This window comes from Embleya australiensis (assembly GCF_051903075.1).
Taxonomy (GTDB): Bacteria; Actinomycetota; Actinomycetes; order Streptomycetales; family Streptomycetaceae; genus Embleya.
Genome location: NZ_CP182422.1, coordinates 3,583,381 through 3,605,713, shown reverse-complemented (window position 1 = coordinate 3,605,713; position 22,333 = coordinate 3,583,381). Strand labels below are relative to the sequence as shown.

Sequence of the window (22,333 nt, the reverse complement as noted above, 5' to 3'; positions counted from 1 at the left end):
TCTCCTCTTAAGAGTGGAGAGCGGGCACCGGCGGAAGCTGCCAGGCGTGGCCGGTGCCCGCACGATCAAGCGGTGGCGCTGTACTCGAAGCCGTCCGCGCACGGCACGCACGCGCCGAGTCGGACGGAGATCACGTAGGTCTGTTCGATGCGACAGGCCGGGCACGTTCGGCGGGCGCGCATCGCTGCGGCGAGCGCCCGACGGCGGCCGACGGTCATCGGCCGCACCGTTCGGGCCCGGTCGACCCGGTACAGGTACGCGACCCGCAGACCACGCGCCCGGGACTGCCACATCAGTTGCGCGACCGGTTCCTGCCCGCCGGGCCGCAGCCCCTCGGTACGGAGCTGACGGCGGGTCATCAAGCCGTCGGGCGCGGCCCGCCACGGGTAGGTGGGGATGCCGTGGCGGGCGCCGGTCGGGTCCCAGAAGCGCGCCCGGAATCGGGCCATCAGCTCTCGGCCGCAGTGTCGGGGTCGACCACCAGGCGCAGCCCGGCGGCCGATCGCTCGGCCAGCAGCGCATCCCGCAGCGTGCGGCCCTTGGCCGACGAAGTGCGGACCGCCTTGCGCACCGCCTCACCGGTCAACCGGTCGACCGGCCAATCGGCCGTCACCTTCCTTGCCACGGTGAGGAGTTCATCGGTCGTGCGCGCCCGCTCGGTCGACTTCGCTGCCGTCGGGACCTTGCCGGTCGACCTGCGCGGACGCGCACCGGTCGACCGGGCCGCGCCCGACTCGGCCTTGTCGTTTTGAGATGAAATGCCCTGATCAGGGGTCGACTGGTCGGCGTCGGTCGGGTCGGTCGACCGGACCTTGCCGAGTAGTTCGGCGACCGGTCGCGCGGAGTCGAACGCGAGGATGAGCGCGTCCCGGACGGCCTTGTCGGAGTCGAGCACCGACCCGCCCGGAGCGATGTCGGCGAGCGTCGCGGTCGGGGTCTGGACCACCGACAACGCGACCGGTTCGATACCCGACTCGGGCGCGGCGGCGAGCAGTTCGCCCACCTGCCGAACCGCCTTGTGGTGACGCTTGAGCGTCCGGCGGGTCACCCCGGGGTCGGCCCCATGGATCGCCCGCCACGCGATGATCCATGCAGCGTCGTCGGTCAGTCCAGGCACGGACGCGAGCAGGTCGCGCATGCGCCGACTCACTCGCCGGAACCGCGCCGAGCGGTACAGCTCGGCCCGCAGTTGCGCGCCGGTCTTGCCGCTCGTGTGCTCGGTCCGGCTGTGTGCGTAGGACTCCCACAGCAGCACGCCGAGCATCGACGCGATCCCGAGCACGATGGCGAGCGGAACGCTCCGGTGAATCGTGTGGGCGACGTTCAGAGCAGCGGCGGCGAGCGCCGAGCCCCACGTGATCGCCCGGTAGAGCCCGGCGGGGCGACCGTCCTCGATCGCCCGGGAGGCCATTGCCGCCCCGGCCCACGCGGCGCCTTCCGACATCGCGGTCACCAGCACGGCGAGCGCGGGGTTCATCCCGAGCGCGAGATAGAACGACATCTGCGCGGGCCACGCCGTGCCCACCGACGCGACCATGATGGCGGTCACCATCACGAAGTCGCGCCGGGCGAGCACCGCGTCGAACCGCGTGCGCCACCGGCGGTTGCGCTCCGCGCGGGCAGCGGCCTTGTCCTGCTCGGCGCCCGCACGCTCGGCCCGCTGGGCGTCGCGCTGAACGGCGGCGATCCGCGCGGCGGCTTCCGCCTGCTTGAGCGCCGTTTCCGCCTGAACGGCCTGCGCGGCGGCCTGCGCTTCGGCGACCTTGGCCTTGTCGAGTTGTCGGCTGGCGCGCATCGAGTAGACGGTGTCGGTCATGACGTCACCCCCGTGACGATCAGGGCGGCGACGAACAGCCACCCGATGTGCCAGGACTGATCGAGCAGGTACGGAGCCTGCGGATCGCGCTCCCACCACGTGCCCTTGCCGACCCGCCGGGCCAATCCGGCGAGGGTGTGCCTGCGGTCCGCCCACCAGTGCGACAACGCGTCCACCACCAGGCCGACGACGACCGCGAACGGGTTCAGCGCCAACGCGAACACCAGCCACACGGCGGCGAGGAACACCACCTTGACCAGCGTCAACGACACGACGTGCCGCGCGGCCCAGAAGCGACCGGACCAACCGGCCGCACCCTTGCCCAGCGCCTCCCGATCCGACTGCACCCAGTGGTCACCCACCATGTGCGCGGCATACAACGCGAACCCGATGGCAGCGAACACGCCCGGATCGGCGCTCACGCGGCCCACCGCCGAGCAACGAAGCGACGACTCGGCATGACCAGCACCCGAGCGGACTCGCACAGCAACTGCTCGGCGTACTCGGCCAACTCGGGCTCCTCGCGCCGCAGCACGGTCAGGATGTCGCACGCGGCATCGACCCGGGCCGCCTGCTCCTCGGCGGACTCCCCGTCGACTCCGAGGAACAGTTCCGGGTCGACGCCCAGCGCCAACTCGGTGAACTCGAAGCTGGTCACGGCCAGACGGCCGTTCACAATGGTTCTCACGGTCGTACTCCCCATGTCGGAGTTGCGACCCACGGGGCGCTCGCCTTCCGGCAAGTCGTCGGGCGCCCCGGCACACGTCGGTGTGCCCCGTCTTCAGAGACGAGTGGCCGTGGCCCCCGACGCACCCGTCATGGCGCGCGCCGAGGACCAAAAACACTCGTTTCGATCTCGTTCGTCACTCTGTTGAGTTCTCAAGGACCGAGCTGTCCCGGCGCTTACGGGCGTACGGCCGAAGCCGTCTTCCCTGGCAGATCGCGTGTTCTGACGTGCATAGTTCTGTGGCTCACTGCTTCACTAGTGAGGCAGTGGTGTGACAGTAGCGCCACGGAGTGCGAGACCGCAATACCTCACTAGTGAAGTCGCCTAGGATGGCGTGCATGGCCATTGATCCGACCGACCCGCGCTCTCCGTCGCGGCAGATCGCTGACGAACTCAGGGAAGAGATCACGAGCGGGCGTCTGGCGCCCGGTGACGCGCTTCCCTCGGAAAAGATGCTGGTAGGACGCTTCGGAACGGCTCCGGCCACGGCGCGGCAGGCCGTGCGGCTCCTGAAGGAAGAGGGCCTTGTGGTCGCCGAGAGGGGGAAGGGCGTCTACGTGAAGCGGCAGCCGCCCACCATCCGACTCGGGTCCCACCGGTTCTCGCGCCAGACCCGCGCCGACGGCAAGGCGGCTTTCGAAGCCGAGATCGAGCGGCAGGGGTTGAAGTGGGGGCAGGAGGTTCTTGAGCTTGCCGACGTGCCGGCACCCGAGTGGATCGCCGAGTGGCTTGGCGTGGATGCAGGCGCCACGGTCTTCGTGCGCCGACGCCGCAACTGGGTGGGCGACACGCCGACTCAGCTTGCCGACAGCTACTACCGTCTGGACATCGTTGAAGACACGGCGATCCGGACGCCGGACACCGGACCGGGCGGCAGTTACGCCCGGCTGGAGGAGAAGGGGCTCACACTTGAGCGCTTCCGGGAAGAGATCCGAATCCGGATGCCCACACCGGCCGAGGTGCAGGGGCTGCGGCTCACTCCTGGGACGCCCGTCGCCGAGCTGCGGCGCATCGCCTTCGGGGCAAGCGGGCCGCTCGAAGTGCTTGAGTCCGTGGTGTCCGGAGACAGCCACGTGTTCTGCTACGAATTCGCCGCACCCGAGTAGACGGGAAGAACCTTGCAGGTCAGCCACATCAGTGAGCCGTCCCCCGGCGGCATCAACGATGACTATGTCGTGGCCAGCGAACGATTCGTCATCGTGCTCGACGGCGCGACCGCGAACGGCCTGGACACCGGTTGCATCCACGACGTCCCGTGGGTGGTGAGCCGGCTAGCCGCCCAACTTTCGGCCCGGCTCATCACGGACGACGGCGCACCGCTGAGCGAGATCCTGGCCGACGCCATCGCAGCCATCTGCGACCTTCATAGCGATACCTGCGACCTGTCCAACCCCAACAGTCCATCATCTACCGTAGCCCTGCTCCGCAACCGCAGCGGCTTGGTTGACTACCTCGTGCTGTGCGACTCCCCGATCGTGATCGAGACGACGTCGGGCGATGTTCGCCCCATCAACGACGACGCGACCGCGCACCTCCCGGGGTACACTCGCGAAATCCTCCAAGAGGTCCGTAATCAGCCGGGCGGTTTCTGGGTCGCGAGTACGAAACCAGAAGCAGCGAAGCACGCGGTCACCGGATCTGTTTCGGCAACCGACGTGCACCGTGTCGCGGTTATGACGGACGGCATTTCGCGCCTTGTCGAGCGATACGGATGGGGGTGGAGTCAACTCCTTGACGAACTTGAGACAGCTGGCCCTTCCGCCGTTGTCGCAGCAGTTCGGGAAGCCGAGCAGCAGACACCGACAGGTAAGTTCAGAGGCAAGCCACACGATGACGCCACCGTCGCATATTGCTCTCTCTTCGGCTTTGGAGAATGACGATGCCCGCGCTCCACTCCGTGAGCGTGGCCGGTGTCCTCGTTGACGAAGCGGGTCGTTGTCTGCTTATTAAGCGTCGGGACAATGGCGAATGGCAGGCCCCTGGCGGTGTGCTTGAATTGCACGAGACCATCGAGCGTGGTCTTGTGCGTGAGATGCGCGAGGAAACAGGGCTGGAAGTCGAGCCAATCGCTCTCACAGGGGTCTACAAGAACATGGCGCTGGGCGTGGTGGCCCTGGTCTTCCGCTGTCGAAACCTTGGTGGTGATCTTACCCTGAATGACGAAGTCAGTGACTTCCGATGGGCGCATCCTGCTGAGATGCCCAGTCTGATGCCTGAGGCATTTGCTGTTCGGATTTCAGATGCACTCGCAAAGGGGCCTGCTCCTGTGATCCGCGCTCATGATGGAAAGCAGTTGTTCTGAACTGTCGAGACCGTAAATGCTCGCGAGAGAAAGCGAGCGCTATTTGAAACCTTGCTGAGACCAAATAGCAATCCTATGAGATTTGCTCCATTGCGATCTTCAAAAACGGGTCAACGGATGGCGACCCTCTTAGCATGGCGCAGACATAATAGGTTCCCTCCGCCGGTACTTCGACTGGTGTTTGCGCGTTTTGATGAGCACGAGCAATTGCCGGAAGTGTTTCCAGTTCAATCCAGTTCGGCAATGGGGTATCTGAAAGGCGCTCTGGTAGGAATGATGCTATGAGCTCGATTCCTAGGGGATTGTACGAAAAAGTGCAGGAGCCACGCTCGGGCCCGTGATTGGAGCGGAACTCAAAATCGATGATAGGAGTCAATAGGCCGGATGTGCCCTTCAGAAACCACCACATCACCTCACGGTAGTCATCGCATTCGTCAAGTGTGGGCGGTTGTGCGCCATCGTGCTCGACCGAATTACGTAGGCGCCGTAGGCGTCGCAAGGTCCGCTGCTTAATGAAACCCCAGCTTTCCAGCAGTGCCAACCATCCGTGGCTTCTTGCGGTCGGATACTGGGAGAATCCGTAGATCGAATCTAGGTGCCCTAGGCGCGTATCCATGGCCCGCTTTAGAGCTAGTACTGCATCGATCCGATCATACTCATTCTGATTGTTGTCGAGGCGGTACTCCGCATGCTCGAAAGATTTATTAGAGCGCGCGATTAATTCTCGGTCGGCATCATTTATTGGGTGCCACCCGCATCCATCTACAGATATCTCGTTCAAGTCTCCGTCAAGCCACCATTGGCTAGCTTTCTTGGTCACACCGCAAGGATAGCCGGGGTTCTGTGAAGCTCGTCCGGCATTTATGGATGCTGACGTCGTGCGACCATTCGGTTCACAGAGGGCGGGTACATCGGACGGTCGAACACCCGTGTCAGTCACAGTGGTCTCAGTTGCGGTCTCATTCGTGGGCGTTCAGCGGCGTTCAGCGTGGCCCGGTCGGGGTGGTTCCGGGTAGGTGGGGAGGACCCTGGCCTGCGGCGGACGGCCGGACGCAGACCTCGAAAGCGTGTGATGGTGCAAGCTATCCGTGGGTTCAAATCCCACCGCTACCGCTCTTGTAAGACGAAGGCGCCATCCGGATTCCGGGTGGCGCCTTTGGCGTTTTCGGGGGCCTGGCGGGGCTGCCGCCCCTTTGGGGTGGGGCGGCAGCGGGGCTTCGGGTCAGCAGCCGGGGGTTTGGCTGGGCGGGGGCGGGGGTGGCGGGGACAGGATGGCCGCGGCGGCCTCCGGGGTGGCCAGGTCGGTCCACGCGTCGCCGATGGCCAGGTCCACCGAGCCGTCGGTGCGCTGGTCCTCCTTGTCGGTGGAGCCCGCGACCTGGGCGGCGACGACCTTCGCGGGGGTGGCGCCGGGGAAGCCGTGGCGGATTTCGGCGGTGGCCGCGATCGGCGCGTTCAGCGGGTCGTTGGTGACCTTGCCGATGGTGAATCCGCGCGTCTTGAGCGCTTCGGCGACGGTCTTGGCCAGGCCGGTGCGCTTGGTGGCGTTGTAGACGTTCACCGTGATCGTCTTGGGCTCGGGCAGGGGCGCGGCCTGGGTGGGCGGCGGGGCCGAGGCGGTGGGCGAGGGGCAGGCCGCGGCGGTGCCGCCGTCGTCGGACGTGAAGTGGTACACACCCCAGCCGGCGGTCGCCAGGACCACCAGGCCGACCACGATCGCGATCACCACGGGCATGCGTCGCCTGCGCCGCGTCATCCGCGGATACAGCTTGCCAGTGATCTTGTACTGGCCTCCCATGCCGCGGGGAGTGAGCATGCTCATCGGTGTGCCCCCGTCCTCCTCCTGCACGGCATGGCCGTGGTCCCGGTCGCCATGGAGTCGAGGTTAGCGCCGACCTGGCACCTTGCGTATCCGGGCACGGCCGTACTCGTGACGACCACCTGATCGGGCCGCCGAGGTTGCGTGCTCAGCCGAGTTCGAGCACGCGCGCGTGCAGCACCTGGCGTTGTTGGAGGGCGGCTCGGACCGCGCGATGCAGGCCGTCCTCCAGATACAGGTCGCCCTGCCATTTCACGACGTGCGCGAAGAGATCGCCGTAGAAGGTCGAGTCCTCGGCGAGCAGCGTGTCGAGGTCGAGTTGCCGCTTCGTCGTGATGAGTTGGTCCAGACGCACGGGCCGCGGGGCGATGTCGGCCCATTGCCGGGCACCCGACCTCCCGTGGTCCGGGTACGGTTTGCCGTCACCGATCCGCTTGAAGATCACAGGCTCAGCCTACCGGGATCGTGGTCCCCGAACCCCCACCCCGTGCCGAAGCGAGGGAGCGGCGTCGCGGATCGGGTCGGCTCGGATGGCCGATCCGCCGGGGCAATCGGGATATTTCTTGCGCTATCGGTGTATTCGCTTCCCGGATCCCGGTGAGCGGAGGAGCGCATGACCGAGCAGGACGACACCGTCGCGACCATCACAGCCGGGTACACCTTCACCGGACCCGCGGTGGAGTTGGGCGCCGTCGTCGTCGCGGGCACCGCGTACCCGCGGGCGGGGGTGCGTGTCCCGCTCGGGGTGCTCAACCGGCACGGGCTGGTCGCGGGCGCGACCGGCACCGGCAAGACCAAGACGCTGCAACTGATCGCGGAGCAACTGTCCGCGCAGGGCGTCCCGGTCTTCCTCGCCGACGTCAAGGGCGACCTCTCCGGCATCTCCGCGCCGGGGGAGCCCGGGGAGCGGGTCGCCGCGCGGGCGGCCGAGGTCGGTCAGGACTGGCAACCCGGCGGATGCCCGGCCGAGTTCTACGCGCTCGGCGGGATCGGTACCGGGGTGCCGATCCGGGCCACGATCACCGACTTCGGGCCGACGCTGCTCGCGAAGGTGCTGGATCTGAACGAGACGCAGGAATCCTCGCTCGGGCTGATCTTCCATTTCGCCGATCAACGCGGCCTGGAACTGGTGGATCTGAAGGACCTGCGCGCGGTGATCCAGTTCCTGACGGACGATCAGGGCAAGGCGGAGCTCAAGCGGATCGGCGGTCTATCCGCCGCCACCGCCGGGGTGATCCTGCGTGCGCTGATCACGTTGGAGAACAACGGCGGCGCGGCGTTCTTCGGCGAACCGGCCTTCGACACCGCCGATCTGCTGCGCACCACCTCCGACGGGCAGGGCGTGGTCTCGCTGCTCGAACTCGCGGCGGTACAGGACAAGCCGCAGTTGTTCTCCACCTTTCTGATGTGGCTGCTCGCCGACCTGTTCCACGATCTGCCCGAGGTCGGCGACCCGGATCGACCGCGCCTGGTCTTCTTCTTCGACGAGGCGCATCTGCTGTTCACGGGCGCGTCGAAGGCGTTTTTGACCGCGATCACCCAGACCGTGCGGCTGATCCGGTCGAAGGGGGTCGGGATTTTCTTTGTCACGCAGACGCCGCGTGACGTGCCCGCCGACGTGCTGTCCCAGTTGGGCAATCGGGTCCAGCACGCGCTGCGCGCCTTCACGCCGGAGGACGCGAAGGCGCTCAAGGCCACCGTGTCCACGTTCCCGCGCTCGTCCTACGACCTGGAGCAGGTGCTCACGCAGGCCGGCACCGGCGAGGCGGTGGTGACCGTGCTCGGCGAGAAGGGTGCGCCGACGCCGGTGGCCTGGACCCGGCTGCGGGCGCCGCGGTCGCTGATGGCGCCGATCCCGGAGGAGGCGATGCGGACGTTGGTGGCGAACTCGCCGCTGTTCCCCACGTACGGCACCGCCGTCGACCGCGAGTCGGCGTTCGAGAAGCTGACGGCAGCTCAGGCCCAGGCCCAGGCGCCCGCGGAACCCGCGGAGGCGTCCGAGCCCGACGAACCCGCGCGCGGGCGAGCCCGGGAGGAGAAGCCGAAGCCCGGGATGGTCGAGCAGATGATGGGCAACTCCGCGGTGAAGTCGATGTTGCGCTCGATGGGCACCCAGATCGGCCGGGAGATCACCCGCAGCCTGTTCGGCACCGCCCGCCGCAAACGCTGACGGGCGGGCCGACGAGGGGCCGGGTTCAGCGGCGCGGCATCTTCGCGAACGCCTCGATCCAGAAGCGCTGTTTGTCCACCGATTGGCCGACCAGATAGCTGGAGCGCAGCTTGGGCGGCAGGCCGGCGAGCAACTGCGCGACGGTGTCCATGTGTTCGCGCAGCTGGGACAACTCGGCGTTGGCCAGCACCTGGTGCACGATGTCGGTGTCGTCGGTGCCCTCGCCGGATTCCTCGTTGGCCGCGTCGAGTCGGCGTACCCATTCGTCGAGGTTGGCGGAGATGTCGCCGAGGCCGGTGGCCGGGTTCTCCGCGAACCTGGCTTCCAGGGCGTTCAGCGGCACGGGCGCGTATTCGCCGTCGCCGAGGTAGACCTTGGCCATCTCCAGCGGCAGGTCGCGTTGGTGCAGCTTGATCAGCCGCTCCAGGGTGCGCTTGGTGATCCAGTCGCGGCCCTCGTCGTCGATGTCGTTCTTCCACCACTCCAGTACCGTCTCGGCGACCGGGCCGTAGGTGGCGATCAACCACTCGTTGGCCGGGATGTCCTCGGGACGAATGGTCAGCGACGCGGTGAAGCGGGTGGCCTGGGCGATGTTGTTGCGCGAGACGAGCATCTTGCGGCCGAGGTGGTACGGCGGGTTCTGCAGGGCTATCTGGGCGCGCAGGCCGGGGATCGGGCGGCCGGCGATGGACCACTCCTGGGTGACCTCCATCAGCTTGGCGAAGGTGGACTTGTCCTTGGGCCGGTTGTATTCGTCCCAGACGATCACCTTGGCGCCGGGATCGGTGAACTTGGCCGCCAGCAGGTTCTCCAGCGAGCCGTCGGGGGTGGGCACGGGCGCGCACAGGTCCTCGACGTTGGTCACCGGCAGCGAGAAGTAGAGCGGGTCGTGGCCGAGTTCGGCGCGCACCACCTCGCGCACCACCTCGGTCTTGCCACAGCCGGGCGGACCCTGGATCAGCACCGACCAGCGGCGGTGGATCGCCTCGCGGACGATCCGGCGCACCGCGTCGGGGGTCTGGTCGGGGTTGCGCACGCCCAGGCCGGAGGCGATCCGGTCGAGCACCTCGTCGGTGCGGTCCGGGCCGGGGGAGCCGTCCTTCTTGGTCTCGGTCAGCGCCAGCCGCTCGCCGTTGACCAGCGGCAGCCCCCACACCAGCGGGAAGCCGGCCAGCGCGCAGTCGATCACGTGCTCCAGCGTGCGCGGGGACATCAGTTGGCGCAGCGCCGGGGACAGGCTGGTCCACACCTGGAAGACCTGGGTCAGGTCGGTGCCGGCGAAGCGCTCGGCGAGCTTGTAGCGCCACGCGGTGTCGGTCGCGGTGATCTTGACGGTGACCATGCGGTCCAGGATGGCCAGGTCGGTACGCCGGGTCGCGGTCTCGGCCAGCGACTCGTTGTCGGTGAGGAAGACGCCCACGCAGCCGAGTTCGCGCAGGTCGTGTTCGCCGAGCGTCCAGTTGCAGGCGATCTGCATGAGCTGGGACTGGATCGTCTCGCCCGCCTGCAACGCGTCGTCGATCAGCAGCACGAAGCGTTTCCCGGGCCGCAGTTGACGCATGATCAGCTGACGCAGCACCAGTTCGCCGGTGCGCGCGTCCCGGACGGGCGCGTTGATCAGCAGGTCGTCGGGGGTCAGGTTGGCGGCCGGGACGAAGACCAGGACCGTGTCCTCGTGCCGGTCCGGGATGTGGCTGAAGAACGTGGCGGTCTTGCCGATGCCGTGTTCGCCGAAGATCTGCCCGGTCTGGCCGAGGTCGATCATCGCGTCGATGAACTCCTCGAGCTTGGACACGCCCTTCCAGCCCTTGGGGCGCTCGGGAAAGGTGGCGGTGACCTTCCACTTGGGCTCGGACACGGGTCGGCCGGCGCGCGTGGTGTCAGCGGTGATCGTCATGGTTCCTTCCGGGGGCGGCCGCACGGCGTGCTGCCGCGGAGGGCTCTTCGGCCGGGGGCGTCGGTCGGCGCGGGCATCGGTCGGCGAGGTGTGTCGGCATCGGCGGCCCCGATCAGTGGTCGCCGGTGACGACGCGGTGACAGTCCATGGGCGGGTCGTGCCGCTCGGGCCAGTCGTCGCCGCCCTCGGTGATCAGCCAGATCCACTTGTCGGGGTCGGCGGGGGTGATCGGTGGCGCGTAGCCGTCGGTGAGCATCACCACCGCGTCCACCGATTCCTCGAACCGGCCCGATCCCTCGATCGCCAGCCGGCCCTCGACGTAGTCGGCGACGTTTTGGAAGTTCGTCCCGCCGCCGCCGAGCACCCGCTCGCCCGGCTTGAACGGCATCACCGTGCCGTCGAAGCTGAGCCAGTGCGTCTCCACGCCCTCGGCCTTGCCGACCAGTTCGGTCAACCAGCCCACCACGTGGTCGGGCATCGAGCCCGAGGTGTCGTAGGCGATCACCACGACCTTGGTGCGCTCCAGGCCGCGCCGGGCGAGCATCGGGTCGTGGCCCAGCGCCGCGAGCAGCGCGCCGCGCTTCTTCGGATACACCAGCCGCTCGCCCTCGCGCAGCTTGGACGCCAGCACGTCGACCAGCCACTGCTGCCACCACTCGACCCGACGGGTGCGCTGGGTCTCGCCGCGCAGGAAGCCGGCCCCCAGATCGCCCCAGAGCTTGGAGGTGCGGTCGGTGGCGCCGTCGGTGCGGGAGAGCAGGTCGAGCAGTTCCCGCCGGGCCAGCCGCTCGCCTCGCCGCGCCGCCAGCAGCACGCTGCGCAGCACCTCCGAGGCCACCCGGTCGACCGTCTCGCCGTCCATGCCGTCGTGGAGCCCGGTGCCCTCGCCCAGGATCACGTGTACGCACAGCGGGGGCGGTACCGGCGGGTGCTTCATGCGCTTGAGTTCGGCGTAGACGGTCGCGTCGGTGTCCACGAAGTCGTCGTAGGGCAGCGACTCCAGACCCTGGTCCTGTAGGTCCTTGACGTAGGCGCGGTGGATTTCGCGCGGGTCGATGCCGGTCGGCTCGCCGATCTGCGCGCCGGTGTCCGGGTCGACCCGCCGCACGATCGGCAGCGACGTGCGGCCGAGGCGGGTCATCGCGACGTGGTTGATGGTCACCTCGGCGGCGAGCGTGAACACCGGGTCGGCGCGCAGGTCGGCCTCGGCGAACAGGTGCCGCTGGATCAGGTGCCGTGCCTCGTGGAAGAGCACGAACTTGACGCCGTCCAGGCCCAGATCGCAGAAGAACCGCGGGTTGTAGAGCAGCAGGCAGGTGCCGTCGCCGGAGGCCATCACGGCGGCCGTGTCGATCGCGGTGGTCGGGATGTGGTGGTGGCACTTGGTGTACAACCACGAGGCGATGACCGACAGTTCCATGCCGAAGTCGAGCAGCGCCTCTTCCTTGAGCTTGCGGGCCCGCGCGATCACCTCGTCGTCGGCCGGTCGCCATGCCTCCAGCGCCCGACGGTCGGTCAGGCTCACGATCGGCGCCTGCGGGGCACGTTCGCCGTACGCCACGTCCGTCACCTCCCCTCGGTGTCCCTCGATGATCCCAGTGCCGACCGACACCCGCTCGGGTGGTCCGGACACCGCCGTCGGTTCCACATTGTGGGCCGCACCGGGGGCGAGGGTCAGGGGGTTTTCCCGCGTTCGCGCCTCACTCGGCGGCGATGAACTCGCGGACCCTCGCGACGAACTCGTCCTGCTTCTCGAACATCACCACGTGTCCGGAGTCGATCTCGACGTACGAGCTGCCCGCGATCGCGTCGTGCAGGGCCCGGCTGTGCTCCACCGGGATGGTGGCGTCCTGCGCGCAGCCGACGACCAGCGTCCGGGTCCGGATTCGCGGCAGCAGCGGACGGATGTCGAGGGCCACGTCGTAGTCCACGTGCCGCAGCGTGCCCGGGGTCGGCGTCATGTTCCGCGTCATCGCCTCGACCGCGTCGCGACCGATCGAGTTCAAAAAGCCCCGGCCGAAGCCGGTCATCGTGACGAACCGGGAGAACGACTCGGCGTCGGTGTCCCCGAGCCGGCGCCACAGCGCGAAGGTGTTGCGCAGGTATTCGTCGCCCTCGGTGTACGCCCACCCGGCGACCAGGATCAGCCGACGCACCAGGTCCGGCCGCAGCGCGGCGACCGCGGCGACCACGGTCGCGCCCATCGAGAAGCCGAGCAGGTCCACGGGGCCGAGGTCGGCGTCCTCGATCACCGCGATCACCTGGTCGGTCAGGATCTCGACGGTCAGCGCGCCGCCGTCGTCGACGGTGGCGTCGGTCCCGGACAGGTCCGGGGCGATGACCACCCGGTCCCCGTCGAGGAGGGGGATGGTCGAGCCCCAGTTCACCGGCGCTCCCACGGACCCGGTCCCGTGCACGAGCAGCAGCGCGGGGCCGGCGCCGGAACCGGAGACGGCGTAGTGGACCTGGGCGTCGGCGACCTTGACGACGGGCATGGCGAACTCCTTCACGAAACGGCGGGTGTCGAACGACGAACGGCCGGTGTCGAACGACGTCGGGCATCGGCTTGGACACCCGAACCCTGCCGCCGGGGCCTTCGGCCCGGGAGAGCATCGCCGACCCTGGGATCGGCGGTCCCAGTCTGGCGATGCGGCGATGCGCGACGATGGGCGCATGAAGATTGTTCGGGACCAGCTCGCCGACTTCCTGCGGCGCTCCCGGGAGCGGGTCTCGCCCCAGGAGGTGGGGTTGCCCGCCGGGCCTCGGCGGCGTACGCCCGGCCTGCGCCGGGAGGAGGTGGCGCAGCTCACCGGGATGTCGGCCGACTACTACATCCGCCTGGAGCAGGCCCGCGGGCCGCAGCCGTCCACGCAGATGCTCGGCGCGCTGGCGCGGGCGTTGCGGTTGAGCGACGACGAGCGGGATCACCTGTACCTGCTGGCCGGGCATCGCCCGCCCGCGGCGCTGACCGCCGGCGACGAGGTGGCGCCGGCGCTGCTGCATCTGCTGGACCAGATGGACGCCACGCCCGCGCAGGTGCTCGACGACCTCGGTGACGTGTTGGCGCAGAACGCGATGGCGCAGGCCCTGCTCGGCGGGGTGTGTACGGTCTCGGAGCACGGTCGCAACGTGGTGTGGCGGTGGTTTGCCGACGCCCGGCAGCGGGCCGCGTATCCGGCCGAGGAGCACGAGTACTACAGCCGTCTGCACGTGGCCGACCTGCGGGCCGCCGCCGCGCACCGGCCGGGCGACGCGGCGGTGACGCGGCTGGTGAGCCGGTTGCGCGAGGCAAGCGACGAGTTCGCCGAATTGTGGGATCGGCACGAGGTGGCGGTGCGGCGGCACAGCCGGATGCGGGTGCTGCACCCGGTGCTCGGTCTGGTGGAGGTGGACTGCCAGGTCCTGATCACCCCCGAGGACAACCGCCGAGTGGTGCTGTACACCCCGGCCCCGGGCGATGACCTGGCCGGTCGGCTGGCCCTGCTGCGCCGACCGGCGGGCGGCGACACCCTGGCGTTCGGCTGAGTCGGCGGCGGCCGGCCCGGGGTGGGCCGGGCCGCCGTCGAAGGGTCAGCGGGCGAGCAGCGCGTTGAGGTCGCCGTACGGGATCGCGTCGGCGAGGCCGGTGTAGGTGCCGCTGTCGTACAGCTCCCGCGCCGCGCGGCGGACCACCGCGTAGGCGGCCTCGGCGACGGCGGAGCCCAGGCTGACCCGGGCCACGCCGAGCCGGCCGAGTTCGGCGACGTCGGGGGCGCCGGGGCCGACCAGGATGTTGAGCGGGGCGGTCAGGGACGCGGTGAGCGCGGCGATGGTGGGCGGGTCGACCACGCCGGGGACGAAGATGCCGTCGGCGCCGGCGGCGAGGTAGGCGCTCGCCCGGTCGAGCGTCTCGCGCAGGCGGTCGGCGGGCTCGCCGGTGCCTCGGAGGTAGGTGTCCACCCGGGCGTTGAGGTAGAGCGGGACGTCGGCGGCGTCGGCGGCGGCCCGGGCGGCGGCGATGCGCTCGGCCTGGTCGGCGATCGGGCGCAGCGGTGTCGGGCCGCCGTGCGAGGCGTCCTCCAGGTTGATCCCGACGGCGCCGGCCGCGAGCACGCCGCGCACGGTCTCGGCGACGCCGTCCGGGTCGACGCCGAAGCCGCTTTCGATGTCCGCGGTGACCGGTACCTCGACCGCGGCCACCACGCGGGCGATCAGTTCGAGGGCCCGGTCGCGGCCGAGGAGGTCGCCGTCGGCGGCGCCCAGGCCCCAGGCGACGCCCGCGCTGGTGGTGGCCACCGCGCGGGCGCCGGCCTCGACGACCAGGCGGGCGCCGGCGGCGTCCCAGACGTTGGCCAGGGCGAGGGGCGCGGAACCGGTGTGCAGGGCGCGGAAGGTCAGGGCGGTGTCACGCGGGCTCGTCATGGCTCCACTCCATCAGCCCGACCGGGCCGCGGCCGGCGGTTTTCCGCCGGCATCCCCCTCGTGTGGTGGGTTGCCTATCGGGCCACGCGGGCGCAGATGTCGTCGGTGCCGCCGTGGAGCATGGTCAGGGTCTTGGTGCGGTCGGCGGTGATGTCCAGGATGTACACGCCGTCGATGGTGTAGACGCCGCGCGGCATGTTGCCGCCGTTCGCGCGGAAGGTGGTGAGTACGGGGCCGAGCGCCAGCCAGCGTTGGGAGCCGTCGAGGCGATAGTCGACGACGGCGCTGCCACCGGCGTCGGCGTCGAAGTGGGTGCCGGTGTCGGTGTTGGTCACCCGCATGACCAGGGGACCCTTGTACGCGACCCGTTTCGGGGTGCCGTCGGGGTGGGTTTTGAGGACCCGTTGCACCACCTCGTCGAGGATCGCCTCCGCGTGTACGGGGAAGTCGCAGCGGGCACCGGCCGGGTAGTCGAACGGCGGGGTGGGCGGGGCGGGTTCCCAGGCGGAGGGGGCTTCGGTCGTGGTCTCGGCCGCGGCCGGGGTGGGGTCGGCGGCCGATGCGGGTGCCGTTGCGGCGGTGCCGAGGAGGGCGGCAAGTACCGTCAGGGTGACGAAGGTTCGGCGCATGGGGTTCCTTTGCGAGGTGGGGTGCGGTCGACCCGCCCGATTCGGGGGCCGTCGCCCAGCCTCCGCTCCCGCGCTGACCGGATTCTCACCACGCGGGGCCGGTGGAGGTGGTCATGGAGTTTCGGTTGCTCGGTGCCTTCGAGGCGTGCCACGAGGGGCGGAGCGTGCTGGTGGGCACGCGCCGTCAGGAACGGCGTCTGCTGGCCCTGCTGCTCCTCGACGCCGGGCGCGTGGTGGGCACGGAGCGGCTGATCGACCTGATGTGGCAGGGGAGTTCGCCTGCCTCGGCGCGTGGCACGGTGCACACCTACATCGGTCGGCTGCGGGCCCGGCTCGCGCCGTACGGGCTGCGGGTGCGGACCCGGCACGGCGGTTACACGGTGGACGCCGACGCGCATGCCGTGGATGTGCGGGAGTTCCTGGACCTGGTCGGACGGTCGGGGCGCGCCGCGGATCCGGCGGAGCGTTTGAGGTGTCAGGATCGGGCGCTGGCGCTGTGGCGGGGGCCGCTGCTCGCGGATGTGATCGACGATCGGCTGCGCGGTCGGCTGGCCGGGCGGCTGGACGAACTGCGCGTGTCCGTGCTGGAACAGCGTGCCGAGGCTCGGCTCGCGATGGGGTTGCACGATCGGGTCCTGGCCGATCTGGCGCCGGTGGCCGACGAGTTCCCGACTCGGGAGCGGCTGGTGGCGGCCCGGATGACCGCGCTGAGTCGCGCCGGTCGGCGGGCCGAGGCGCTGGAGGCGTACCGGCGTACCCACAAGGTGCTGGTGAGCGAACTGGGCATCGAGCCGGGGGCGACGCTGACCACGCTGCACGAGCGCATCCTGCGCGGTGACCCGAGCCTGGATCGGCCCTCGGCGCCGGTGTACGCGGTGCGGGTCGGGGAGGAGTGGCTGCCCTGGAACACGAGCGGGGATCCGGCGCTGGAGTTCTGCAACACGTACGCGGGCTGGGGTGGCCCCGAGCGCCCGGGCGCGGACTGGTTGCGCGGCTACGCCACGCTCGCGGTGTGGACGGGGCATCTGGACCTGGCCGACGAGCGGCTGGTCGCGTGGCTGCGTCGGCGGGCGAAGGAGCGGCCCGACGAGGCCGCCGCAGCACTGGCGCGGGCGCGGGAGTTTCGGGCCGATCTGTACGCCTGCCTGACCGATCCGCAGGACGTGCGCGCGTTCAACGCGGTGGCCGAGACGGCTCGGGAGGCGGCCGGGGCGGCGGTGTTCCGGCGCGGCGAGGACGGGCTGGGGCGGTGGCGGTTGTCGCCGGCGGCGGGGTTGGCGCTGCCGATCTACGCGGTGGCCCGCAGCGCGGCCGAACTCCTGGCGGATCCGCGCCGGTTCCTCGTCCGCAGGTGTCCGGACGAGGCGTGCGGCTGGCTGTTCCTGGATGCGAGCGGGCGGCGTCGCTGGTGCAGCCTGGCGATCTGCGGCAACCGCTGTCGGGGCGCGCAGTGATCGTCGGCGGCCGGAACCGTGTGTGATGGCGGCGTTTCGGCTGGTGAGGGTGTTGCGGGATGGGGCCTGGGGGTGCGGTGGTGGGGCGCCGCGGTGTGGCGGTTCGCCCCTGAATTGCGCGTCGCCGGGGGCGGCGGGACGCTGGACGGGTAAGCCCTGCGGCGTTCGGCGAGTCCTGCAGGCCCGGCGGCGCCGGGGAATCGGCGCATGATTGCTTCCCGAGGGCCGGTCGGCGCGCGACCGGGCGGGTTCGCGGTCCGCGTCCCGTCAGGGAGATGGTCATGGACGGCAAAACTCTCGAAGACATGCGCACCGCGCTGCGCGGGCCGGTGATCGGGCCGCACGACGCGGAGTACGACGCGGCGCGCGGTATCTACAACGCGATGATCGATCGGCGTCCGGCGGCCGTCGTGCGGTGCACGGACGCGGCGGACGTGATGGCCGCGGTGGACTTCATCCGCGACCACGACCTCGAACTCGCGGTGCGCGGCGGCGGCCACAGCGGTGGCGGGCTGTGTGTGGCCGACGACGCGGTGACCGTGGATCTGCGGCCGATGCGCTGGGTACGGGTCGATCCCACCGGGCGCACCGCCCGGGTCGGCGGCGGCAGCCTGCTCGGCGATCTCGACCACGCCACGCACGCGTTCGGCCTGGGCACCCCCACCGGGATCATGTCGACGACGGGTGTCGGCGGGCTCACCCTGGGCGGTGGGCACGGCTATCTGACCCGCCGGTACGGGCTGACCGTGGACAATCTGGTGGCCGCGGACGTGGTGCTCGCCGACGGCGGCTTCGTGACCGCGAGCGAGAGTGAACACCCGGACCTGTTCTGGGCGTTGCGCGGTGGCGGGGGCAACTTCGGGGTGGTCACCTCGTTCCGCTTCCGGTTGCACGCGGTGAATATGGTGACCGGCGGCGTCACCGTGTGGCCGGCCGAGCGCACGCGCGAAGTGCTGCGGTGGTACCGCGAGTTCCTGCCGCAGGCGCCCGAGGAGCTGTACGGCTTCTTCGCGCTGCTGACGGTGCCGCCCGGGCCGCCGTTCCCGGAGGAGATCCACGGGCGCGCGATGTGCGGCGTGGTGTGGTGCTGGAGCGGCGATCCGGACGCGGCCGAGCGGGTACTCGCCGTGACGCGCGAACCCGGTGCGCCGGCCTTCCACTTCGCCGCGCCGATGCCGTACCCGGCGTTCCAGTCGATGTTCGACGAGCTGATCCCCGCCGGCCTCCAGTGGTACTGGCGCGGGGATTTCTTCGATCGCATCACGGACGACGCGATCGACGTGCACGCCGGGTACGCGGAGAACCTGCCGACGGCGCTGTCCACGATGCACCTGTATCCGATCGACGGGGCGGCGCATCGGGTGGATCGCGACGACACCGCGTGGGACTACCGGGACGCGGTCTGGTCCGGGGTCATCGGCGGTGTCGATCCGGACCCGGCCAACGCGGAGACGATTCGGCGGTGGTGCGTGGACTACTGGCAAGACCTGCATCCGCACTCGATGGGTGGCGCGTACGTCAACTTCATCGGTGAGGGGGAGGGCCACGATCGGGTCGAGGCGACGTATCGCGGGCACTACGACCGGCTGGCCGAGATCAAGCGGAAGTACGACCCGGGGAACCTCTTCCACGCGAATCAGAACATCGTGCCGGCGCGATAGGACCGGCTTTCGCGGATTCGGGCCGACGGGGGCGTCTGGGGGTGTGCCCTACCCCCGGGGTCCGGAATACCCGCTGGGCGCGGTCGTTTCCGGCGGCGAGGATGTGGTCATGACCCAGACGACCACATCATCCCCGGCGGCGGCCGTGCCGCGCGAAATTCCGCAGGAGCCAGGAGTGTTTCGGCTCTTTTTGCGCCGGCTCGGGTTCGTGCTGGGCGGGCTGCCGCTGGGTGTCGCCGCGTTCGTGGTCGGGCTCGGCGGGTTCGCGATCGGCGCGGTGGGCTCGGTCCTGGTGTTCGGGATCCCGGTCCTGGTCGGGGTGTTTGCCGCGGCCGGGTGGTTCGCCTCGGTGGAGCGGCGGCGGGTGGAGGCGGTGACCGGTCGGGCGCTGCCGCCGCACGGCTACCGGGCGTCGACGGGTACGGGCTTCAAGGCGTGGCTGCGCGCGCTGCGCGACCCGCAGTCCTGGCGCGATCTGACGCACGCGGTGGTGTCCTTCCCGCTGCGGGTGGTGGGCTTTTGCCTCGCGCTGACCTGGACCGTGGGCGGGCTGGGGGAGGTGCTGTATGCCGCGTGGTCGTGGCCGATCCCGCGCGACGAGGGCAAGCAGGGTCTGCTCGACCTGATGTTCGGCGTCTCGTCGCGGGCCGCCGACATCGCGTTCAACACCGGGATCGGTGTGGTGCTGCTCGCCACGGCGGCGCCGATGACGCGGGCGCTGGTGGCGATCCAGGCCGGACTGGCCCGGGTGTTGCTGACCAACGAGACGGCGGCGTTGCAGCTGCGTACCGAGCAGCTCGCCCAGGGTCGGCGCAGTGCGGTGGCGGCCGAGGCGAACACGCTGCGCCGGCTCGAACGGGACCTGCACGACGGGCCGCAGCAGCGGCTGGTGCGGCTCACCATGGACCTGGAGACGGTGGCCCGTCGGCTCGACGACGACCCCGACCGGGCCCGGCCGCTGGTCGCCGACATGATCTCGCAGAGCCACGAGGCGTTGACCGAACTGCGGGCGTTGTCCCGGGGGATCGCGCCGCCGATCCTGGCCGACCGGGGCCTGGTGCCGGCGCTGACCGCGGCGGCGGCGCGGTGTCCGGTCCCGGTGACGCTGACGGCCGAGTTGCCGGAGGGGCGGCGGTTCGCCCCGGCGGTGGAGAATACGGCGTACTTCGTGGTGACCGAGGCGCTGACGAACGTCGCCAAGCATGCCGGGGCCGAGCGGTGTCGGGTGCGGGTGCGGATGGACGAGCGGGCGTTGTCGGTGGAGGTTCGCGACGACGGGCGCGGCGGGGCGCATCCCGGCAAGGGACACGGCCTGGCCGGGCTGGTCGATCGGTTGGCCGCGGTGGAGGGTCGGCTCGACGTGGTGAGCCCGGTCGGTGGGCCGACCACGCTGACCGCGGAGATTCCGTTGAGTGGGGTGGGGGAGCGTTGATGCGGGTGGTGCTGGCGGAGGATTCGCTGCTGCTGCGGGAGGGCCTGGTGCGCCTGCTCGAGGAGACCGGCGCGGAGGTGGTCGCGGCGGTCGGCGACGGCCCGTCCCTGGTGGAGGCGGTGACCGCGCACCGGCCGGACGTGGCGGTGGTCGACGTCCGGATGCCGCCGACCTTCACCGACGAGGGCCTGCGGGCGGCCCTGCGGATCCGTCGCGAGGTGCCGGGGACGGCGATCCTGGTGCTGTCCCAGTACGTCGAGGAGAGCTACGCCGGCGACCTGCTGGCCGACGGCGGCGGCGTTGGCTACCTGCTCAAGGATCGCGTCTCCCGCCTGGACGAACTCTCCGACGCGCTCACCCGCGTCGCGGCCGGCGGTACCGTCCTGGACTCGGAGGTCGTCTCCGCCCTGTTCACCCGCCGCCGCGACGACCCACTGGCCGCCCTCACCCCGCGCGAACGCGAAGTCCTCGCCCTGATGGCCGAGGGCCGCCGCAACACCGCCATCGGCCGCACCCTGTCCCTCACCCAGGGCACCATCGAAAAACACATCTCCGCCATCTTCGACAAACTCGCCCTCCCCCCATCCGACGACGACCACCGCCGAGTCCTCGCAGTCCTCACCTGGCTCCGCACCAACCCCTGACCCTCGCGCGGCAACTCCCGAATGAGAATTGATCATTCCGGTACCGGTCGGGTGGCAACGGGCAACCTTGAAATGTCTTCGGATCCAGCGCGACGACGAGGGTCGGGTGGGGTTCGAGCGGCTTGCCTACGCCGGAGCGGTTCGGGCTCACTTCTGGGTCAACTTTCCCGACCTTCGGGATGGGGTGCGGGACTGGGTCGGTCATGGTGAACGGGGCACACGTTCCCTTTTTTCGACCCGAACGTTGCCGGGTTCACCACTACAGGGCGGCGGCGCCGCCGACTCCTGCGGCGCGCGAATGCCGAATCCCTCGGTGTTGTTCGACCGGCAGTACGAAACATCGGGTGGTTATGGGTTTCTGACAGGTTTCTGACATGGGGCGGCGAGGGTGGTTCGTGGGTGCCGGTTGGTGCTCGGATGGCTCCGCTGGTGGCGGATTTTGTCGAGGAGTGCCTCGCGTATGGCGATATCCACTCGTGTTCGGCGTAGTGCCGGAGTGTTTGGGTTCTGTGTGGTTTTGTCGGCCGTGCCTGCCGCCGGATCGGCTGCGGGTGCGGCGACGGTTGCGCCGCGGGTGCCTGGTGTGACGACCGCGCAGGTCATGCCGCATCTTTGGGCGTTGCAGGCGATCGCGGATCGCAGTGGTGGCCATCGGGCGAACGGCACGGTGGGGTTTCGGCGGTCGTTGGCGTATGTGAAGGGGGTTTTGGACGAGGCGGGCTTTCGGACCAGTCTTCGGCCCTTCACCCACAACGGCACCCTCGGCTACAACCTCGTCGCCGACTGGCCGGGCGGCGACCCGAACCACGTCGTACTCGTCGGCGCCCACCTCGACAGCGTCGCGACCGGGCCCGGGATGAACGACAACGGCTCGGGCGCGGCCGCCGTGCTCGCCGCCGCCGTCGCGATGGCGAAGTCGGGCGAAGCACCCCGGAGCCACCTGCGGTTCGCGTGGTGGGGCGCCGAGGAGGAGGGCCTGGTCGGGTCGAAGGCCTATGTACAGCAGCTCTCCCCGGCCGAGCACCGGAAGATCGACGTCTATCTCAACTTCGACATGACCGGCACCAAGAGCGTGCAGCAGTGGCTGGTCGTCCACGACGACCCCCGGGCCACGGACGCGTTCGAGACGTACTTCGCGGCCAAGGGCCTGCCCACCTTCGACATCGGCATCGGCGGCTCGGACCACGTGTCCTTCAACGCCGCCGGCATCCCGGTCTCCGGCTTCACCAGCGGTGTCGGCGATTGTTACCACAAGGCCTGCGACCGCATCGAGAACGTGGACCCCGAGACCGAGACGGTCAGTGCCAACGCCGTCCTCGCCGTGACCCGGCAACTCGCCGCCCGCTGAGCACCGGCCGCTCGACCGCTTGGCTACTCGGGG

General features: G+C 69.8%; 22 protein-coding genes. 10 read left to right on the top strand and 12 right to left on the bottom strand.

Annotation, left to right across the window (positions count from 1 at the left end; all coding sequences use genetic code 11):
- Window positions 1-65: 65 nt before the first annotated feature.
- Genes ACMXN5_RS15365 through ACMXN5_RS15350 form a run of 4 tightly spaced genes read right to left on the bottom strand, consistent with a single transcriptional unit; the run spans window position 66 to window position 2,504 of the window.
- Window positions 66-449, bottom strand: coding sequence for an RRQRL motif-containing zinc-binding protein (locus ACMXN5_RS15365; RefSeq protein ID WP_439675746.1), 384 nt, complete (start codon window positions 447-449; stop codon window positions 66-68).
- Window positions 449-1,816 (bottom strand): hypothetical protein, encoded by a 1,368-nt coding sequence (locus ACMXN5_RS15360; protein WP_439675745.1) that lies wholly within the window; start codon window positions 1,814-1,816, stop codon window positions 449-451. Before ACMXN5_RS15360 ends, ACMXN5_RS15365 begins: the two co-directional genes overlap by 1 nt.
- The gene (locus tag ACMXN5_RS15355) at window positions 1,813-2,238 is read right to left on the bottom strand and encodes a DUF3307 domain-containing protein (RefSeq protein WP_439675744.1); all 426 of its coding nucleotides are present in this window, start codon (window positions 2,236-2,238) and stop codon (window positions 1,813-1,815) included. Before ACMXN5_RS15355 ends, ACMXN5_RS15360 begins: the two co-directional genes overlap by 4 nt.
- Window positions 2,235-2,504 (bottom strand): hypothetical protein, encoded by a 270-nt coding sequence (locus ACMXN5_RS15350; protein WP_439675743.1) that lies wholly within the window; start codon window positions 2,502-2,504, stop codon window positions 2,235-2,237. The genes ACMXN5_RS15355 and ACMXN5_RS15350 overlap by 4 nt, the downstream gene beginning before the upstream one ends.
- 377 nt (window positions 2,505-2,881) lie before the next feature.
- Between ACMXN5_RS15350 and ACMXN5_RS15345 the strand changes: the two genes are divergently transcribed.
- Genes ACMXN5_RS15345 through ACMXN5_RS15335 form a run of 3 tightly spaced genes read left to right on the top strand, consistent with a single transcriptional unit; the run spans window position 2,882 to window position 4,845 of the window.
- Complete coding sequence (locus ACMXN5_RS15345) at window positions 2,882-3,649, top strand: GntR family transcriptional regulator (RefSeq protein WP_439675742.1); 768 nt, start codon at window positions 2,882-2,884, stop codon at window positions 3,647-3,649.
- Between the two features lie 12 nt (window positions 3,650-3,661).
- The gene (locus ACMXN5_RS15340) at window positions 3,662-4,420 is read left to right on the top strand and encodes a protein phosphatase 2C domain-containing protein (RefSeq protein WP_439675741.1); all 759 of its coding nucleotides are present in this window, start codon (window positions 3,662-3,664) and stop codon (window positions 4,418-4,420) included.
- A 26-nt stretch (window positions 4,421-4,446) separates the two neighbouring features.
- Complete coding sequence (locus tag ACMXN5_RS15335) at window positions 4,447-4,845, top strand: NUDIX hydrolase (protein WP_439675740.1); 399 nt, start codon at window positions 4,447-4,449, stop codon at window positions 4,843-4,845.
- Window positions 4,846-4,918: 73 nt separating this feature from the next.
- On the opposite strand, the gene ACMXN5_RS15330 is transcribed toward ACMXN5_RS15335, so the two are convergent.
- The 3 genes from ACMXN5_RS15330 to ACMXN5_RS15320 all read right to left on the bottom strand — a co-directional run bounded on the left by ACMXN5_RS15330 (window position 4,919) and on the right by ACMXN5_RS15320 (window position 7,109).
- On the bottom strand, window positions 4,919-5,665 hold the full coding sequence (locus ACMXN5_RS15330) for a hypothetical protein (RefSeq protein ID WP_439675739.1): 747 nt from the start codon (window positions 5,663-5,665) through the stop codon (window positions 4,919-4,921).
- A 402-nt stretch (window positions 5,666-6,067) separates the two neighbouring features.
- A complete protein-coding gene (locus ACMXN5_RS15325; protein WP_439675738.1) occupies window positions 6,068-6,661 on the bottom strand; it encodes a LytR C-terminal domain-containing protein in 594 nt (197 codons plus the stop codon).
- A gap of 151 nt (window positions 6,662-6,812) precedes the next feature.
- The gene (locus tag ACMXN5_RS15320; RefSeq protein ID WP_020556786.1) at window positions 6,813-7,109 is read right to left on the bottom strand and encodes a type II toxin-antitoxin system VapB family antitoxin; all 297 of its coding nucleotides are present in this window, start codon (window positions 7,107-7,109) and stop codon (window positions 6,813-6,815) included.
- Window positions 7,110-7,277: 168 nt separating this feature from the next.
- Here ACMXN5_RS15320 and ACMXN5_RS15315 point away from each other — a divergent pair, with 168 nt between their 5' ends.
- A complete protein-coding gene (locus ACMXN5_RS15315; RefSeq protein WP_439675737.1) occupies window positions 7,278-8,834 on the top strand; it encodes a helicase HerA-like domain-containing protein in 1,557 nt (518 codons plus the stop codon).
- Between the two features lie 25 nt (window positions 8,835-8,859).
- On the opposite strand, the gene ACMXN5_RS15310 is transcribed toward ACMXN5_RS15315, so the two are convergent.
- From ACMXN5_RS15310 to ACMXN5_RS15300, 3 genes are all read right to left on the bottom strand, one after another.
- The gene (locus ACMXN5_RS15310; protein ID WP_439675736.1) at window positions 8,860-10,731 is read right to left on the bottom strand and encodes an AAA family ATPase; all 1,872 of its coding nucleotides are present in this window, start codon (window positions 10,729-10,731) and stop codon (window positions 8,860-8,862) included.
- Window positions 10,732-10,843: 112 nt separating this feature from the next.
- Window positions 10,844-12,292 (bottom strand): DUF2201 family putative metallopeptidase, encoded by a 1,449-nt coding sequence (locus tag ACMXN5_RS15305; protein ID WP_439675735.1) that lies wholly within the window; start codon window positions 12,290-12,292, stop codon window positions 10,844-10,846.
- A 139-nt stretch (window positions 12,293-12,431) separates the two neighbouring features.
- On the bottom strand, window positions 12,432-13,226 hold the full coding sequence (locus tag ACMXN5_RS15300) for an alpha/beta fold hydrolase (RefSeq protein ID WP_439675734.1): 795 nt from the start codon (window positions 13,224-13,226) through the stop codon (window positions 12,432-12,434).
- Window positions 13,227-13,404: 178 nt separating this feature from the next.
- Here ACMXN5_RS15300 and ACMXN5_RS15295 point away from each other — a divergent pair, with 178 nt between their 5' ends.
- Complete coding sequence (locus ACMXN5_RS15295) at window positions 13,405-14,256, top strand: helix-turn-helix transcriptional regulator (RefSeq protein WP_439675733.1); 852 nt, start codon at window positions 13,405-13,407, stop codon at window positions 14,254-14,256.
- 45 nt (window positions 14,257-14,301) lie between these two features.
- Here ACMXN5_RS15295 and ACMXN5_RS15290 read toward each other — a convergent pair whose 3' ends face one another.
- A complete protein-coding gene (locus ACMXN5_RS15290; protein WP_439675732.1) occupies window positions 14,302-15,132 on the bottom strand; it encodes an isocitrate lyase/PEP mutase family protein in 831 nt (276 codons plus the stop codon).
- A 74-nt stretch (window positions 15,133-15,206) separates the two neighbouring features.
- Window positions 15,207-15,761, bottom strand: coding sequence for a hypothetical protein (locus tag ACMXN5_RS15285; RefSeq protein ID WP_439675731.1), 555 nt, complete (start codon window positions 15,759-15,761; stop codon window positions 15,207-15,209).
- A gap of 113 nt (window positions 15,762-15,874) precedes the next feature.
- Here ACMXN5_RS15285 and ACMXN5_RS15280 point away from each other — a divergent pair, with 113 nt between their 5' ends.
- The 5 genes from ACMXN5_RS15280 to ACMXN5_RS15260 all read left to right on the top strand — a co-directional run bounded on the left by ACMXN5_RS15280 (window position 15,875) and on the right by ACMXN5_RS15260 (window position 22,300).
- Window positions 15,875-17,215, top strand: a complete 1,341-nt coding sequence (locus ACMXN5_RS15280) for a BTAD domain-containing putative transcriptional regulator (protein WP_439675730.1) — start codon at window positions 15,875-15,877, stop codon at window positions 17,213-17,215.
- Window positions 17,216-17,496: 281 nt separating this feature from the next.
- Window positions 17,497-18,876, top strand: coding sequence for an FAD-binding oxidoreductase (locus ACMXN5_RS15275; RefSeq protein ID WP_439675729.1), 1,380 nt, complete (start codon window positions 17,497-17,499; stop codon window positions 18,874-18,876).
- A 109-nt stretch (window positions 18,877-18,985) separates the two neighbouring features.
- The gene (locus ACMXN5_RS15270; RefSeq protein WP_439675728.1) at window positions 18,986-20,308 is read left to right on the top strand and encodes a sensor histidine kinase; all 1,323 of its coding nucleotides are present in this window, start codon (window positions 18,986-18,988) and stop codon (window positions 20,306-20,308) included.
- Window positions 20,308-20,952 carry a response regulator transcription factor gene (locus ACMXN5_RS15265; RefSeq protein ID WP_379998751.1) on the top strand — a complete coding sequence of 215 codons (645 nt, stop codon included), beginning with the start codon at window positions 20,308-20,310 and terminating at the stop codon, window positions 20,950-20,952. The genes ACMXN5_RS15270 and ACMXN5_RS15265 overlap by 1 nt, the downstream gene beginning before the upstream one ends.
- A 583-nt stretch (window positions 20,953-21,535) precedes the next feature.
- Entirely contained in the window at window positions 21,536-22,300 is a 765-nt protein-coding gene (locus tag ACMXN5_RS15260; RefSeq protein WP_439675727.1) for a M20/M25/M40 family metallo-hydrolase, read from the top strand.
- Window positions 22,301-22,333 lie beyond the last annotated feature (33 nt).

Coding starts and splice junctions, on each gene's coding strand:
- ACMXN5_RS15360 (WP_439675745.1), bottom strand. CDS start 1,816: ATGACCGACACCGTCTACTCGATGCGCGCCAGCCGACAACTCGACAAG.
- ACMXN5_RS15270 (WP_439675728.1), top strand. CDS start 18,986: ATGACCCAGACGACCACATCATCCCCGGCGGCGGCCGTGCCGCGCGAA.
- ACMXN5_RS15290 (WP_439675732.1), bottom strand. CDS start 15,132: ATGACGAGCCCGCGTGACACCGCCCTGACCTTCCGCGCCCTGCACACC.
- ACMXN5_RS15275 (WP_439675729.1), top strand. CDS start 17,497: ATGGACGGCAAAACTCTCGAAGACATGCGCACCGCGCTGCGCGGGCCG.
- ACMXN5_RS15295 (WP_439675733.1), top strand. CDS start 13,405: ATGAAGATTGTTCGGGACCAGCTCGCCGACTTCCTGCGGCGCTCCCGG.
- ACMXN5_RS15310 (WP_439675736.1), bottom strand. CDS start 10,731: ATGACGATCACCGCTGACACCACGCGCGCCGGCCGACCCGTGTCCGAG.
- ACMXN5_RS15300 (WP_439675734.1), bottom strand. CDS start 13,226: ATGCCCGTCGTCAAGGTCGCCGACGCCCAGGTCCACTACGCCGTCTCC.
- ACMXN5_RS15325 (WP_439675738.1), bottom strand. CDS start 6,661: ATGCTCACTCCCCGCGGCATGGGAGGCCAGTACAAGATCACTGGCAAG.
- ACMXN5_RS15285 (WP_439675731.1), bottom strand. CDS start 15,761: ATGCGCCGAACCTTCGTCACCCTGACGGTACTTGCCGCCCTCCTCGGC.
- ACMXN5_RS15315 (WP_439675737.1), top strand. CDS start 7,278: ATGACCGAGCAGGACGACACCGTCGCGACCATCACAGCCGGGTACACC.
- ACMXN5_RS15280 (WP_439675730.1), top strand. CDS start 15,875: ATGGAGTTTCGGTTGCTCGGTGCCTTCGAGGCGTGCCACGAGGGGCGG.
- ACMXN5_RS15345 (WP_439675742.1), top strand. CDS start 2,882: ATGGCCATTGATCCGACCGACCCGCGCTCTCCGTCGCGGCAGATCGCT.
- ACMXN5_RS15365 (WP_439675746.1), bottom strand. CDS start 449: ATGGCCCGATTCCGGGCGCGCTTCTGGGACCCGACCGGCGCCCGCCAC.
- ACMXN5_RS15265 (WP_379998751.1), top strand. CDS start 20,308: ATGCGGGTGGTGCTGGCGGAGGATTCGCTGCTGCTGCGGGAGGGCCTG.